This is a genomic window from Treponema bryantii, from assembly GCF_900111035.1.
GTDB lineage: Bacteria > Spirochaetota > Spirochaetia > Treponematales > Treponemataceae > Treponema_D > Treponema_D bryantii_C.
Genome location: NZ_FOFU01000001.1, coordinates 425,343 through 441,637 on the forward strand (window position 1 = coordinate 425,343; position 16,295 = coordinate 441,637).

The following is a 16,295-nucleotide window of genomic DNA, read 5'->3' on the forward strand; positions in this document are numbered from 1 at the left end:
TTTCAAATTAATAGTTTATTGTATTATTAAAACCCTTTTTTTACAATAACATATTGCCGAAAATTTACTATAAATTGTATAATTATACGTTATAGAGATAATGGTGGGAATTACTATGGAACGCTGTACTAAAGCTACTATTTATAAAGATAATCTTGAATATAATCTAAATCAAATCAGAAAATACGTAAAAAAAGATGTAAAACTTTGTGTTGCTGTTAAGGCAGATGGTTATGGTCATAATGCCGTTCTTACAGCACAGATTGCAGAAAAGGTTGGAGCCGCCTTTGTTGCGGTTGCTACAGTTGAAGAAGGAATTGAACTTCGTGATAACGGAATAAAATGCGGTATTCTGCTTTTGAGTCTTTGTACTCCATCTGAAATGCCGGCTCTTTTTGAATATAAAATTACTCCTCTTGTTTTTGGAGATGACTATATTAAGCTGATAGGTGATACTGCAAAACGTGAAGGATATTCTGATTATAAGGTTCATCTTGCTGTTGATACCGGAATGGGCCGTATTGGCTGCTATCCCGAAGAAGCAGGCGAGCAGGCTGTTCTGATTGAGTCTTGTGGCCTTAAACTTGGTGGAATGTGTACTCATTTTGCAGTTTCAGACAGTCTGAGTTCCGAAAACATTGAGTTTACAAAAGAACAGTTTGCAGCTTTTAAGGCTGCAGTTGCCGGAGTAAAAGAAAAGGGAATTGAACCTGGAATCTGTTCCTGCGGAGCCAGTGCAGCACTTTTAAATGATGAAGACATGCAGTTTGATATGGTTCGTCCTGGAATTATTACATACGGTTACTATCCTGATGAAATCACAAAGGAATATCTTGAGAAAACAGGCCGCCATTTTGATATAAAGCCTGTGCTTTCCCTTGAAACTAAGGTTGTCGCAATCAGAAGATTCCCTGCCGGAAAGTCAGTTTCATATGGAAGAACCTGGGTTGCAGACAAAGAAACTGATATTGCAGTACTTCCGATTGGTTATGCTGATGGTTTACTCCGCCGTTTTTCTCCAGGTCTGGAAGTTACAATCAATGGAAAAAACTATCCTGTCCGCGGCCGAATCTGTATGGATCAGTGTATGGTTGAAATTGGAAAAGATAATCCTGATGTTAAGGTTTTTGATACTGCAGTAATTTTTGGCCCTGCAGAAAGCGGAGCATTAAATACCGCCGAAGACCTTGCAAAACTTGGACATACAATTTCGTATGAAGTTTTAACTGCATTGAGTAAGCGGGTTAGACGGGAAATAAAATAAGGGTTAGATGAAAATTTAAATCAACCCTTAATGACATTCTTAATCAAACAGATTATAATACACCCCGTGAATGCAATAGACGTGTTTCAGGAATGGTTGAATGACTACCTGAATTTTGAACATACTCCAAAAAAAGAAATCTTCTGGCTCGACACCATCGATTACCTCTGTAAGCGCTTTGATAACCCGCAGGATTATGCACCTTGTGTTCATGTAGCAGGCTCTAAAGGAAAAGGCTCTGTTTCACGCCTTATTTCCTGCATTCTTGATGAAGCCGGCTATAAGGTTGGACTTTATACTTCACCCCACATAACAGATTTCCGCGAACGTATCTGCACTCCAACAGGCTTTTTCTCTGAAGAGATTTATGAAAAGACTGTAAAGGAACTGATGCCGAATATCGATTCCATAATTCCGGAGAATCTTCCTGCAGAGCGTCCTCTTACCTGGTTTGAACTTGTCACACTTTATGCATTCCTCTGTTTCCGAAATGCAGAAGTAGACTGGTCTGTTTTTGAAGTCGGACTTGGTGGACGTCTTGATGCAACTAATGTCATTCGTCCAAAGCTCTGTTGTATTACTCCGATTGAACTTGAACACACGGAGTTCCTTGGTGATACCCTGGAAAAGATTGCCGCAGAAAAGGCGGGCATTATTAAAAACTGTACGCCGGTAATTATTTCTCCTCAGCAGACTGAATCTGTAAAAATCGTTCTTCGTGAAAAAGCAATTACTCGACATGCGCCATACTATTTTGTTGATGATTTTATAACAGGCTCTTTCTATCATTTTAATGAAAATAACAAACGAATGACTGTTCATTTTGAAAGTGAACTTTTCAATCGTCCTATCGAAACTCAGATGCAGCTGCTTGGTAAAATGCAGGCACAGAATGCCGCAATGGCTGCAGTTGCAATCAAAAAACTTCTTCCAAATCTTGATGAAGGTATAATTGAGCGCGGTATTGCAAAAGCAAAGCTGCCGGGCCGTTTTGAAATTCTTGAAAATGTAAAAGGCTATACTGAGATTCCTGCCGTAATTCTAGACGGTGCACATACTCTTAACAGTATCCGCCTTACTATTGATACTCTGAATAAACTGTTTGGTGAAAAAAAGGTGTCTCTGCTTTTTGCCTGCGCTGCTGATAAAGATGTAAAAGACATTTCAATGCTGTTCCGATATCGTTTTGAACATGTTTATGTTACAAGACCTGGTGAACGCAAGGAATCTAACCTCGCAGGCGAAATCGAAGCTTTTACAAATGCTGAAGTCAAGTTTACCGCAGATGCAGATTACAAGATGATGATTAAAAAGGCCTTTGAAGAATCAGCCGCTAACGGAAATATTCTTCTGGTTACCGGTTCATTCTATCTTGTTTCGGAAGTTAAAGAGTTCCTGCACGGCTAGTGATGGCTAGAGTGAAGTTCTCAATTAAAGAATGTCTTTATTGAAAAAGGGCTTGTTTCTATATATAATAATGATGAGGTTTAAAAATGAGTGAAGAAATTCAGTACACAGACATAAACAAAAGTTTTGAGGCCGCTTTGGAGCGCAGCCGCAAAATCGAAGAAGACTTAATCAAAAATCCTAAAAAATACCGCGTACTTACTGGTGACCGTCCTACTGGACTTTTACATATTGGTCACTATTTTGGTTCACTTCAGAACCGTGTTCGCCTTGCAAATATGGGCGTTCCAACAATGATTCTTATTGCAGACTATCAGGTTCTTACAGACCACGATGCATTTGATAAAATCAGCCAGAATACAAAGCAGCTTGTAATCGACTATCTTGCTGCCGGAATCAATCCTGAAAAGCAGGATGTAATTATTTATCCTCATAGCTACGTGCCTGAGTGTAACCAGCTTATGATTCCGTTCCTTACATTGGTTTCAAATGCCGAACTCAGCCGTAACCCGACTGTAAAAGAAGAAATTGAATCTGCCGGCCTTAAAAATGTAAATGCCGGAATGTATACATATCCTGTTCATCAGGCATGCGATATTCTTTTCTGCAAGGGAAATGTAGTTCCTGTTGGAAAAGACCAGCTTCCACACCTTGAAATGACACGTACAATTGCAAGCCGCTTCAACAAGAAGTTCTGTACTGATATGGGTAAAGAACCTGTATTCCCAGAGCCACAGGCTTTGCTTTCTAAGACTCCAATGATTCTTGGATTGGACGGAAGCCAGAAGATGTCTAAGAGCCGTGGAAATGCTGTAATGCTTTCTGCAACAGAAGATGAAACTGCAAAGCTCATTAAAAAGGCAAAGACGGACCAGGACCGCAATATTACTTATGATCCTGTAAAACGCCCTGAAGTTGCAAACCTTCTTATGCTTATCAGCCTTTGTACTGGTGAAGAGCCAACTGCTATTGCAGCCCGTATTGGTGACGGCGGCGGCGGAATGCTCAAGAACACTCTTACAGAAGCTTTGAACGAAAAACTCCGTCCATTACGCCAGGAACGTGCAAGACTCGAGAAAGATCCAGAGTACATCAGAAAAGTACTTCTCGACGGTGCAGCTAAAGCCCGCGAGATTGGTATTAAGACTCTCGAGGAAGTTAGAAACGTAATGAACATGAAAATATAATGCGAATTGCAATCTGCGAAGACGAAAAAGTTGTTTTAGATTTCGAAAGTTCTCTAGTTACTCAGTGGGCGGCCGGTGCGGGCTGCCCGCTAGAACTTGATACCTATATTTCTGCAGAACAATTCCTTTTTGAAAGCGAAGATAAAGCCCCATACGATGTTCTGATTTTTGATATTCAGATGAAAAATATGAACGGTATGGAACTTGCAAAAAAGCTCCGCGCCCGTGGCTGTGATGCTGTAATCATTTTTATAACCGGTGTTCCTGACTATGCAATTGAAGGTTATGAGGTTGGGGCAGTCAGATATATCTTAAAGCCTGTCAAAGCTGAGGTATTGAACGCTCTGCTTGATACAGTTCGTGCAGAACGTCAGAAAAAAGCTGAAGATTATTTTGTGCTTGGCCAGGGGGCAGATGTAGAGAGAATCAATTTTGATAAAATCATCTATATTGAAGCTCGTGGTCACTATGTTTATCTGAAAGGAAAAGGTTTTGAACGGGAGTGGAAGGCAAGTTTTAGCGAAACTTCTCTTGCTTTTGATGGAAGGAGCTTTTTCTGTTTGCGCCGCGGGCTTCTGGTAAATCTTTCTCATGTGACGCGGATTACCCGAACTGATTGCATGCTGGATAACGAAGAAGTGCTTCCTGTAGCCCGTGGTGTTTACAAAGAACTCAACGAAGCATTTATCAGTTTCTTTAAGAATAATTAATTTTTACAATTTTATGAAAGTTTTTTACAATTTTTATTAATTATATTGTATAATTGCTTTCATGACAGAACAGGAATTAAATAAACAAATTAAAAAAATCGGTATTCGAATGATGCTCTTAATGGGAATTACCCTGAGCTTTTTTCTTTCCCTTACAGGACTTTTACTTTCCGGACATTTTACATGGAAAGGCTTGCTTATTAATTGGCTTATCAGTTTTGTAATCAGCTGCATAATTGGCAGAATTTATCCTATGCATAAGATTTCGGTTTTTCTTGATAAAAAGTTTGGCTTAAAACATGGTAAGCTCAGTACACATCTTGTAGAATCCTTTTTATCAGATTGTGCCTATACTCCAATTATCACTTTTGTGATGGTATTTATTGCCTGGAAACAGGCAGTTGCACAGGGGGCCTCAATTTCTTTGGGAGCAATGTTTGGAGCTTCTTTATTAGTCAGCCTTGTTGCAGGTTATGTACTGATTGTAATTTTTATTCCGATTTTTATAAGAATCACCGGGGCTTCGAAATTGGGAAAGCCTGAAGAAATCGAAAAAACTCAGGAATAAATAATTCTGAAATTATGAATGATTTAATAAAGTATCTGTTGATTAGTGGAGCCTCTATTTGCGTCTCTGTTGTTTGCACGGTTCTGATTATCAGGCGGTGTTTTGAACATCGTCTGGAAAAGTTTCAGGATTCGGTGCTTAAAAAGCAGCGCGATGAGGTGCAGAATATCTACCAGACTATGCGGGCCTGGCGCCACGACTATCATAATCATATTCAGTCTATTAAAGCTATGATGGCTATGGGTAAGACTGAAGAAATGTCTGATTATTTAGACAATCTCGAAAAAGACTTAGATACTATTGATATTGCGATCCGAACGGGTAATGTCGGCCTGGATGCTATTTTAAGCAGTAAGGTTTCGATTGCACGTAAAAACAATATCGAAGTAAACTGTACGGCCAAAGTTCCTTCTGAACTTAAGGTTTCAGACGTGCATTTGTGCGCAATTGTTGGAAACCTTATGGATAATGCTATTGAAGCCTGCGAGAAAATGAAAGGGGCTTTAGAAGGGGACGGACCTGCTGCTCCTCGATTTATCCGTGTATACATTGGACTGTTTAAGAGTCAGCTTTATATTTCTGTGACTAATTCTACTAATGAGAGTAAACGCCGCCGCGTTTCGGAACTTGTGACCAGTAAATTGGGCGAACACGGTTTTGGTCTTCGCCGCATTGATAAAATAGCCGAAAAGTATGCCGGTTACGTAAACCGCAAGAATGAACCTGGCGTTTTTGCAACGGAAGTCATGCTGCCTCTTTAATTACACTTCGTGTCCTTTTTTTTGCATTTCGTGAACACCTTAAATCCTTTATATAAAAATATGTTAACGTGTACACATCTTAAGTTTCGAGGTGAACTATGAGCAAAAAAAACTCTGTGCTAAAGAATATCAGTATTGCCTTAAAGGCATGGTTCAAAAGATATCCCTCTGCATGGATACTTGTTCCAGTTTTTTTGATTTTCAGAATCGCAAGACCCTTTATTACAACCCTTATTCCGTCTCTTGCAATAAAAGCAATTTCACAAGGTGATGTAAAAAACTTTGTGATTATGATAGTCGTAACAATATTTGTTTATTGTATCATTAATGCCAGTTCAAATCTTATGGAAACATTTGTTCAAGTTCAGCGTACTTATACTAGACTTGGAGGTTATACAGCAGAATTTTCCCATAAAAATCTGACAACTGATTACGAAAATATTGAACCTCAAAAAAAACAGAAGATTATGGGAAAAGCAGCAACATCGTTAAGTTCAAACTGGATTGGTGTTGAACATCTGATGATTCAGACAACAGAGCTTACTATTCTTTTTTTCGGAATCCTGACTTATGGAAGTGCTGTACTTTTACTGGACTGGAAAATTCTTGTCATAACTCTTGTAATGTTTGTTTGTGATGTTGCCTTAAGAACTCATGCAATTAAATACAGTGATGCAAAAAGAGAAGAAAGCAGTGAAATCTGGAGAAAGAAAAACTACATCAAAACAAAGAGTCTTAATGTAAGTGCAGGAAAAGATATAAGAATCTATCAGCTTGGAAAATGGTTCCATGAGCTTTTATGCGAGGTTGTAGTTGCCCGTCAGAAACTGGAAAAGAAACTGCAGCTTCGATGGTACATTCCAACTGTTTCTGCTACTGGCTTTAACTTTTGCCGCGATGCTCTTGCCTATGTAATCCTGATTAAAAAGGTACTTGAGGGCCAGATGGATATTGCTACCTTTACGCTTTATCTTGGAATTATAAACGGTTTTACAAACTGGATTTATTCACTTTCTGAACGTTTTAATTCGCTTAGAAAAGCTAGTCATGAATTTAATGATTTTCATGATTTTATGAATCTTCCTGATAGAGAAAGAAAAGTGGTTACTGCATGTACTTCAAATAATAAAGCTCCAGAAATAGAGTTTCGTAATGTCAGCTTTACATATCCTGATTGTGAAAAATCAACAATCGATGGTTTAAGTTTTTCAATAAAAGCTGGTGAAAAAATTGCTCTTGTGGGAAATAACGGTTCTGGTAAAACCACAATCGTAAAACTGTTATGTGGCCTTTACAATCAGACTTCTGGAAGCATTCTTGTTGATGGAAAATCAATTGATGAAATTGGACTTGATGCTTATCAGGATAAAATCAGTGTTTTGTTTCAGGATACAAATCCATTAGCTTTCACAATTGAAGAAAACATTACCGGGCTTGAAGCTGGGCAAGGTGATGCAGAAAAACTACAGGACAGTTTGAAAAAATCGGGCCTGATAGAAAAAATTGAAAGCTTACCAGATAAAGAAAAAACTTATATAACACAGACTTTTTCTGAAAAAGGAATTCTGCTTTCTGGAGGAGAAACTCAAAAACTTCTGCTTGCAAAAGCAATTTATAAAAACGGAAGTTTTTTAATTCTGGATGAACCGACTTCTGCTCTGGATCCGATTGCAGAAAGTAAGATTTATGAAGAATACAATAATTTTGCCGGTGGAAAAACTGCAATTTTCATTTCTCACAGACTGGCAAGTACAAAATTCTGCGACCGAATAATGTTTCTGGATAATGGAAAAATCGCTGAGTTTGGTACTCATGAAGAACTTATGGCAAAGGGCGGCAAGTATAAAGAAATGTTTGACATTCAGAGCCAGTACTACAAAGAGGAGGCATAGTTTATGAAAAATAATAAGAAATCAACAATCAGTAAGGTTTTAAAACTGACTCATCGTTTACAGCCTGGTCATATAACTCTTATCGTGATTTCAACAATCATAAGTGCTACCTGGAAATTTGTACCTGTTGTATTTGGAAGTATTATTCTTGATCAGCTTGTTCAGCATCAGCCTTTTGAAGCGATATTGATAAATGCGCTCAGAATGCTTGCATTACAGGCAGCCTGTTCCTTAAGTCACTGGGGGCTTGAGCATATAATCAAAGTAAATGGAGCTGTAATTTCTGAAAAAATAGATCAGATGATTTGTGAAAAGTCTTTCATGATTGATTATGATATTCTGGAAAAACGAGAAACTCTGGATATTGTAAAAAAAGCTGAAGACGGAATGAATGCCCGTGGAGATTTTTCAAGTTTCTGCAGCCAGCTTTCAGGCTTTATTGAACACGCACTTTCAATTATTTACAGTATCGCTTTGTTGATTCCGCTTTTTATTTCAAGGGCATCTGTTCCTGCAGGATTCTTGCCGGAATTCTTGAATAAATGGTATAGCTTTATAATTCTGGCTTTTATGCTGATTTTATCTGTAACAGTCTCTTCATTTACAAAAAGAAAAGAAGGTAAAATGCAGGCTGATTTATTTCAGAGGAATATAAGAGTAAATCGTGAATACGGATATTTTTACAGTCTGGTTTTTGATTATGCTACCGGAAAGTATGTTCGCCTTTATAAAATGCAGTCGCTTGTTGAAGCAAAGATGAAGAAGATTCTGGATTTTCTGGAAAGCGGCATTACAAATCTTGTAAAAAAAGTAAACAAAATGCAGATTCCGTTTTTTATTATAAACTGCATTATGCAGATGACCAGTTATCTTTATGTTGGTCTAAAAGCGATTTTTGGATTGATTTCTATTGGTAGTGCACTTAAATATATTAAGGCATATTCCAATCTTGTAGACAGTGTCTCAAGCATTTTTTATGCGTACATTGAAATCAGCATAAGGTCAGAATATCTATCATTCTTTTATGATTTTATGGAAATCAAAAACAAGCAGTATGAAGGAACTATTCCTACAGAGAAACGTGATGATAATGAATTTGAAATCGAATTCCGTGATGTTTCCTTCCGATATGCAAATACTGATAAGTATGTAATTAAGCATTTGAATCAGAAAATCAGAATTGGAACTAAGACTGCAGTTGTTGGTCCTAATGGAGCTGGAAAAACCACATTTATAAAACTTCTGTGCCGCCTGTACGAGCCGACAGAAGGTGAGATTTTATTGAATGGTGTTGATATCCGTTATTACGATTATAAGGATTATGCAAGTCTGTTCAGTGTAGTATTTCAAGATTTTAATCTGTTCTCATTTTCAATTGCAGAAAATGTTGCTTCAGGTACAAGTTATGATGAAGTAAAAGTTCTGGATTGTATTGAACGGGCTGGTTTTGGGGACCGACTATCAAAAATGGAAAAGGGTATTCACACAAACATCTACCAGCAGGAGGATGAAGGTGTGGAAATCTCTGGTGGAGAAGCTCAGAAGCTTGCTATCGCGCGTGCTCTTTATAAGGATTCTCCGCTTGTAATTCTTGATGAACCAACCTCAGCGTTAGACCCTGTCAGCGAGTATGAAATCTACCGTCACTTTGATGAAATGGTTCAGAACAAGACTTCTATTTATATCAGCCACCGCATGTCGAGCTGCCGTTTCTGCGATAACATTCTGGTTTTTGATGAAGGACAGATTGTTCAGAGCGGAAATCATGATGAGCTTGTAAAGCAGGAAGGACTTTATAAGGAACTCTGGAACGCACAGGCTCAGTATTATGCGTAATGCATGAGTTTCAGATGATTGTAGAAATGTAGAATTAGGGATTATTTATGGAAAAACAAAAAACTAAACGAAATAATATTATTCAGAATGCCTTTATTGTGTATAAAGCAATGTTTAAAAGATACCCGGCAGCAATTCCTCTTGTGCTTGTGTATCTGGTTATGGCAGTTTCTCTGCCGTTTATAAATACTCTTATTCCAGCAATGGCTATAAAAGGAATTACAAGTGGAAAGGTACAGACCTTTATGGCTTACATTGGAATTGCAGTTTTATTTATGTGTATTTTTTCTGGAGTTAAGCTTTTATGCGAGAAAAAAATGCAGATGAAACACACTTACACCCGCATCAGTGTATTTATGTTTAATTTTATAAAGAAAGCAATAAATACTGATTATCTTAATATCGAACCACAGCCTAAACAGAAGATTATGGGTAAGGGCGTTCAGGGAGTAGACGGAAACTATCAGGGGGCAGAACTTGTTTCAACCTTGTCGCTTGAACTTCTTGTTGTTGTGCTAGGCATTTTCAGTTATGGTACTGTTATTTTTATGCTCGACTGGAAAATACTGCTTGTAATGTTCGGAATGTTTTTTACAGATATTCTGATTCGTAATCACGCAGTAAAGTTTGGCGACGATAACCGCGAATCCTTTTCAGAACCTTGGAGAAAGATGCGGTATATGGAGCTTAACAGTATGAATGTAAGCGCTGGAAAAGATATTCGAATCTTCAGTCTAAAAAAGGTTTTTGATTTTCATTTTGATTCGCTTATTACAACCTATAAAAACTTCCGCTCCAAGTATCAGTTAAAATGGTATTATCCGACACTTTCTGATACAGCTTTTAATATTGCCCGTGACTGGCTTGCCTATACACTTTTGATTCATAAGGTTTTGAGCGGCCAGATAGATGCAGCGCAGTTTACAATCTATATAGGAATTGTAGCAAGTTTTTCTCAATGGATTTATGAAGTTTCTATGGACTTTGCAAATCTTCGTGATGCAAGTCATCAATTTAATGATTACCACGAGTTTATGGCACAAAAGGATGTTTTTGAGCATTCGGAAACCACAAGCACAATATCTACTGATAAGGTTCCGCCGGAGATTGAATTCCGAAATGTAAGTTTTATATATGAGGGCAGTGAAAAGCCGGTCTTGAAAAATGTAAATTTCAAAATCCGTGCAAATGAAAAAATAGCTCTGGTTGGAAATAATGGCGCTGGAAAAACAACAATAGTAAAACTTTTGTGCGCACTTTATCTTCCTACAAGCGGTGAGATTTTGATTGATGGAAAAAACATAAATGAAATTGGAATAGAGAAATATCAGGAAATGATAAGCGTACTTTTCCAGGATACAACTCCAATTGCAATTTCTGTTGCAGAAAATATTGGCGGATGTGAATTAGCAGAAGTTGACAGAGAGCGAATGAATAAATGTCTTAAGGAAGCTGGATTGTATGAAAAAGTACAAAGCCTTCCCCAAAAAGAAGAATCTTTCATTACTCAAACTCTTGATAAAGATGGAGTTTTATTTTCCGGCGGTGAAACACAGAAACTTCTTCTTGCCAAGGCAATATATAAAAATGGAACTGTCCTTATTCTTGATGAACCAACCTCAGCTTTAGATCCGATTGCAGAAAGCCGTATTTATGAGGAATACAATCAGATGGCAGATAATAAGACCGCCGTATTTATTTCTCACAGATTAGCTAGTACAAAGTTCTGCGACAGAATTCTGTTTCTGGATGACGGCCAGATTTTAGAAGAAGGCAGTCATGAAGAACTTATGAAAAAAGCTGGAAAATACAAAGAGATTTTTGATATTCAGAGTCACTATTACGTTGAGGATGTGGAGGAAAGAAATGAACAATAAGCAGTCAAATAAAGAATCAGCTCGACGAACTGTCAGAAAAGTTTTAAGCCTCACTCATAAACTGATTCCCGGTTATATAACTTTTCTTCTCATAGTAAAAATGATGGCAGCTGCACAGCCTTTCATACAGATTTATTTTTCAAGTTTAATACTGGATGGACTTTTACGCCTGGATTCTTTTGATTCAATTTTTAGAAACGTTCTGATTATGATAGGATTAGATTCCCTTTTAGTTTTGATTCGCTGGAGACTTGAAGGAATCAACTGGGTAAAAAAACATGAGCTTACTCAAAAAATCAATAAAATGCTTACCGACAAAACAATGGAATTTGATTTTGATATTCTCGAGAAACATGAAACTCTTGATACGCTCAAAAAAGCAAAAGATGGAATAACAACTACAGGCGATATAAGATCATTCTGTGACAATCTTGCAGGAATTATTGAAAAACTGACTACCATAGTTTATTCCGTAGTTCTGCTGATTCCATTATTTATTCCAAAAGTGCTTGAAGAAACTGCAGGCTTAAGCAGCTTATGTGTTTTTCTGAATCAATGGTACAGCATTTTTATTATGATTCTTGTACTTGCTATTCATGTATTTGTTTCTTATGAGACTAATAAGAAATCCTCTCTTCTTCAGATGCAGTTTTTTGAAAAGAATGTTTCTTATAACCGATATTTCAGTTACTGGTTTGATTTGATTTTTAATTATTCAATTGGAAAGTATATCCGTCTTTATAAGATGCAGAAGCTGATGATTAAAAAAGTTCAGGAAACAAATGATAATCTGGAAAAAGAAGGGGTTGCCTGGATAAACAAAGATATTAAGATTTCGTTTATTCCGTTTCTTTCCCAGGCTTTTATGCAGTTTGTAAGTTATTCATACGTGGGATTAAAGGCAGTGTTCTCATTGATAAGTGCCGGTAAATGTTTAATGTATGTTTCAAGTTATACAAGGCTGGTAGAAAGCATTACCGGTATTTCTAATAATTTTGTTCAGATAAAAATGGAAAGCCGTTATCTTGCCTTCTTTTATGATTACATGGAAATAAAGAATAAACGTTATGACGGAACAATTCCTACTGAAAAAAGAGATGATAATAAATTCGAAATTGAATTCCGAAATGTTTCCTTCCGTTATGCTAATACAGAAAAATATGCACTGCGTCATGTAAATCAAAAGATAACTCTTGGTTCAAAAAATGCAGTAGTGGGCAAGAATGGAGCTGGCAAAACAACTTTTATTAAACTTCTGTGCCGTTTGTACGAACCAACTGAAGGACAGATTTTACTCAATGGTGTGGATATCCGCTATTATGATTATGAAGAATATGCAAAGCTTTTTGCTGTTGTTTTTCAGGATTTCAATCTTTTCAGTTTTCCACTTGGAGAAAATGTTGCTTCGGGAATTGAGTATAATCGGGAACGGGCAATTAAATGTCTTGAGCAGGCAGGTTTTAAAGAACGTTTTGAAAAACTTGAAAAAGGACTTGATACACCATTGTATCAATATGAAGATGAAAATGGGGTTGAGATTTCAGGTGGTGAGGCTCAAAAAATTGCTATTGCCCGAACGCTCTATAAGGATGCTCCATTTGTAATAATGGATGAACCGACAAGTGCATTAGACCCTGTCGCTGAATATGAAATCTATCAGAGCTTTGACAAAATGGTGGAAGGAAAAACTTCAATTTACATTTCACATCGTATGTCGAGCTGCCGTTTCTGTGACAACATCTTAGTTTTTGATGAAGGCCAGATTGTAGAACAGGGCAGTCACGATAAGCTGATGTCAAACGGCGGTCTTTACAGCGAACTCTGGAATGCACAGGCGCAGTATTATGCGTAGTACTGTGGTGGTTGAGTTTGTCGAAATCACAGCGTTATGTTGATGTTTTTGTTAGCGGCGCCCTGAAACTCATCTTTCGGGGCGTTGCTGTTTTTTCGAACTTTACAGTGTAAGTGGCAGCGGTTTGATCTATTGCCAGGATTGTGCCGCGGCCGAGGATTTTGTGTTCTACGGTGTCGCCCACAGCGAGGTCTGCAAGCTCGGATTTTTTTGCGAGGATGGAATCTGATTCCTGGATATAGAGTCTGGTTTTTGTAAGCAGCTGTGGTGGTAATTCGACTTCATAATTTAATAAAGATTTATCAATATCAAAAATAAAACGAGATGGATAGCGGCCGCCGGCTCTGTTTGTAAAGCCTTCTGCTTCTGAAAGGTAAAGCCGTTTCTGGGCGCGGGTAACTGCAACAAATGCAAGCCGACGTTCTTCTTCCATAGCTTTGAGGCTGTCGACCTTCTGGCTTGGGAACATGTTTTCGTTCATTCCAACAATAAAAACTACGGGGAACTCAAGTCCTTTTGCTGTGTGAATTGTCATGAGGCGAACTGCATTTTTGTGCGCCGTAATATCGGCATTTGTATAAAGAGCAGCGTGGGCAAGATAATTTTCGAGTGTACATTCTTCGCCGCAGCTTGTTTCGTATTCATAAATTGACTGCTTGAGTTCTGCAAGATTGTCGAGGCGTTCCTGACTTCCTTCTGTTCTCAATGCGAGTTCATATCCGCTCTGGTTCATTACATGGCTGAACAGTTCTGAAATCTGCATATTGTGGTAAGTGGCAGAAAAGTTTTCTATGAGGTCTATGAAGGACTGTGCCTTTGTGTTTGCAAAAAGCTCGTCTCCTGCAGAAAGTTTAAGGGCTTCGTAAAGTGAACCGCCATGTTCTGCAACGTATTCCTTCAGGAACTTTATGCGCCGTTCTCCTACGTTTCGCTTCGGAGAGTTTACTACACGTAGGAAAGAAAGGTCGTCCTTGTAAGCTATCATGCGGAGGTAGGAGAGTGAGTCTTTAATTTCGATGCGGTCGAAAAATGGGACTCCTGAGTTTAAGGTGTAAGCGATTTTTTCGCGCTGGAACACTTCTTCTATTGTGCGGCTGATGTAATGGGCGCGGTAGAGTATTGCGATGTCGCTTGGGGCGAAATTGTTTTCTGTGAGCTCGCGGATTTTCTTTACGAGATTCTCTGCTTCTTCTTCTGCGGACTTTGCATGGAAGTATGATGGCAACGGGGGCGTTGCGGGGGTGTCCCCCGCAGAAGGGGTAGCGAGCGACGCAGTGCGAGCGAGGGGAAGGCTTTCCCCTTCATTACCACAAATTAAATTCTTTTTTATTCTGCCTTTATTCTTATCAATCAGGCTGTTTGCGACATCGAGAATTGGTTTTGTGCTTCGGTAGTTGCGGTTCATCATGATGGTCTGAACGGCAGGGAAGTTTTTGTCGAACTCGAGGAGGTAACGGATATCTGCGCCGCGCCAGGTATAAATGGTCTGGTCGGGATCGCCAACAACAAACAGGTTATTATGATAAGGGCAGAGGGCTTTCATCAGCTCATACTGAATAAAGTCGATGTCCTGGAATTCGTCTATCATAATGTACTCAAGACGCTCCTGCCATTTCTGACGGATTTCATCGTTTATCTGGAAGATGTAGAGTACGAATTTCAAAAGGTCGTTATAGTCGAGGCCGAAGCACTTTTTTTCCTGATAGAGATAACCGTAAAAAATTATATCGTCGGCACGGGTTGCGGCAAGGTATTTCTGATGTATCTCGTCCAGGCTCATGCGGATAAGGTCTTCGTAGTAATGCGGCTCTTTAAAAAGTTTACGGTTTTCAATCATGTCGCGGGCATTGGAGAATGTCATCTGACGAAGGGTAAGTCCGCGCTCCTCGTAGATTATCTGGAGCATTGAGTCTATGTCGGAGTTGTCCAGGACGAGAAAGCTTTTTGGATATGAGACGGCGTGTGAATCTTCCTGAAGTACGCTTACGCAAAAACCGTGGAAGGTGGAAATATAGCCGGTGTCGTTGTCGCCTGTGAGTTTACGGATTCGGTTTCGCATCTCGGCGGCGGCTTTGTTTGTAAAAGTAACGCAGAGAATGTGGGAAGGAAGTATACCGATTTCGTTTACAAGATATGCAAAACGGTAGGTGAGAGCCCGGGTTTTACCGGAACCGGCTCCGGCAATTACGCGGACGTAGCCTTCTGTTGTGGTAACTGCGGCTCTCTGTTCTTCATTCAAATTGTCTAAATTAAAATCTTCGTTACTCATTAGATTGTCCCAAACCCAAAAATAATTATAGGAGATTTATGCAAAATAGACTATAATGATAATATGAAACGAAGATCGAAAATTGCTTTATTTTGTTTAGCTGCAATTGTTCTGAATATGTTATCAACGCTTTTGTTTTTTGATGTTCTGCATATTCCACTTTTTTTCGATACTATTTTTACAGTTGCAATTGTATTTTATCTTGGGCTTGTTCCAGGGCTCGTTGTAGGAATCCTTTTTAATTTTGTTGATACAATTTTTAATTATCTGGTAAGGGGAATTATTTCTCCTACCAATATGTGTTTTTCTGTCTGCGGAGCGGCTATTGTTCTTGTAACCTGGGCCTTTGCCAGAAAGAAGGAAGAATTTCAAATCAGCGTGCCTGTTACTATTCTTTATCTTCTGCTGATTTCCCTGATTTCTTCTTTTGTTACTATTTTTCTTGGCGGTACAATTGATTATTTCCGTTTTACTTATCTGGATATTCCTGATGCTATGGCTCCTATCAAACAGTTTACCGACAGTTTTGTTTCTCAGAAATTCAGTCTGTTTGCTTCCTGTATTCTGGCACAGATTCCGATTTCACTTACGGACCGTCTCATAACCACATTCGCCGGCTACGGAGTTTTTAAATTAACAGAAAAGTATTTTGGACCTTCAAAGGAGTTGTGA

12 protein-coding genes are annotated in these 16,295 nt (G+C 38.5%); 11 read left to right on the plus strand and 1 reads right to left on the minus strand.

The annotated features are described in order from the left end of the window. Nucleotides 1-115: 115 nt before the first annotated feature. The 10 genes from alr (at nucleotide 116) to BMY21_RS01940 (ending at nucleotide 13,354) form a co-directional block, all read left to right on the plus strand. Entirely contained in the window at nucleotides 116-1,264 is a 1,149-nt protein-coding gene (gene alr / locus BMY21_RS01895; protein WP_074640359.1) for an alanine racemase, read from the plus strand. Between the two features lie 66 nt (nucleotides 1,265-1,330). Then, nucleotides 1,331-2,671 carry a bifunctional folylpolyglutamate synthase/dihydrofolate synthase gene (locus BMY21_RS01900; protein ID WP_074640361.1) on the plus strand — a complete coding sequence of 447 codons (1,341 nt, stop codon included), beginning with the start codon at nucleotides 1,331-1,333 and terminating at the stop codon, nucleotides 2,669-2,671. Nucleotides 2,672-2,757: 86 nt separating this feature from the next. Further along, nucleotides 2,758-3,858 (plus strand): tryptophan--tRNA ligase, encoded by a 1,101-nt coding sequence (trpS, locus tag BMY21_RS01905; protein ID WP_074640363.1) that lies wholly within the window; start codon nucleotides 2,758-2,760, stop codon nucleotides 3,856-3,858. Beyond that, nucleotides 3,858-4,568 (plus strand): LytR/AlgR family response regulator transcription factor, encoded by a 711-nt coding sequence (locus tag BMY21_RS01910; protein WP_074640364.1) that lies wholly within the window; start codon nucleotides 3,858-3,860, stop codon nucleotides 4,566-4,568. Before trpS ends, BMY21_RS01910 begins: the two co-directional genes overlap by 1 nt. Nucleotides 4,569-4,629: 61 nt before the next feature. After that, nucleotides 4,630-5,136 carry a hypothetical protein gene (locus tag BMY21_RS01915; RefSeq protein ID WP_074640366.1) on the plus strand — a complete coding sequence of 169 codons (507 nt, stop codon included), beginning with the start codon at nucleotides 4,630-4,632 and terminating at the stop codon, nucleotides 5,134-5,136. Between the two features lie 14 nt (nucleotides 5,137-5,150). Continuing rightward, nucleotides 5,151-5,897 carry a sensor histidine kinase gene (locus BMY21_RS01920; RefSeq protein ID WP_083379634.1) on the plus strand — a complete coding sequence of 249 codons (747 nt, stop codon included), beginning with the start codon at nucleotides 5,151-5,153 and terminating at the stop codon, nucleotides 5,895-5,897. Nucleotides 5,898-5,995: 98 nt separating this feature from the next. Then, nucleotides 5,996-7,789 carry an ABC transporter ATP-binding protein gene (locus tag BMY21_RS01925; RefSeq protein ID WP_074640367.1) on the plus strand — a complete coding sequence of 598 codons (1,794 nt, stop codon included), beginning with the start codon at nucleotides 5,996-5,998 and terminating at the stop codon, nucleotides 7,787-7,789. Nucleotides 7,790-7,792: 3 nt separating this feature from the next. Further along, a complete protein-coding gene (locus tag BMY21_RS01930) occupies nucleotides 7,793-9,625 on the plus strand; it encodes an ABC transporter ATP-binding protein (RefSeq protein WP_074640369.1) in 1,833 nt (610 codons plus the stop codon). A 47-nt stretch (nucleotides 9,626-9,672) separates the two neighbouring features. Beyond that, entirely contained in the window at nucleotides 9,673-11,502 is a 1,830-nt protein-coding gene (locus tag BMY21_RS01935) for an ABC transporter ATP-binding protein (RefSeq protein ID WP_074640370.1), read from the plus strand. Beyond that, nucleotides 11,492-13,354: an ABC transporter ATP-binding protein gene (locus tag BMY21_RS01940; protein WP_074640372.1), complete on the plus strand. Its 1,863-nt coding sequence runs from the start codon at nucleotides 11,492-11,494 to the stop codon at nucleotides 13,352-13,354. Before BMY21_RS01935 ends, BMY21_RS01940 begins: the two co-directional genes overlap by 11 nt. Nucleotides 13,355-13,388: 34 nt before the next feature. On the opposite strand, the gene BMY21_RS01945 is transcribed toward BMY21_RS01940, so the two are convergent. After that, a complete protein-coding gene (locus BMY21_RS01945) occupies nucleotides 13,389-15,623 on the minus strand; it encodes an ATP-dependent helicase (protein ID WP_074640373.1) in 2,235 nt (744 codons plus the stop codon). A gap of 63 nt (nucleotides 15,624-15,686) precedes the next feature. Here BMY21_RS01945 and BMY21_RS01950 point away from each other — a divergent pair, with 63 nt between their 5' ends. Further along, the gene (locus BMY21_RS01950) at nucleotides 15,687-16,295 is read left to right on the plus strand and encodes a hypothetical protein (RefSeq protein WP_074640375.1); all 609 of its coding nucleotides are present in this window, start codon (nucleotides 15,687-15,689) and stop codon (nucleotides 16,293-16,295) included.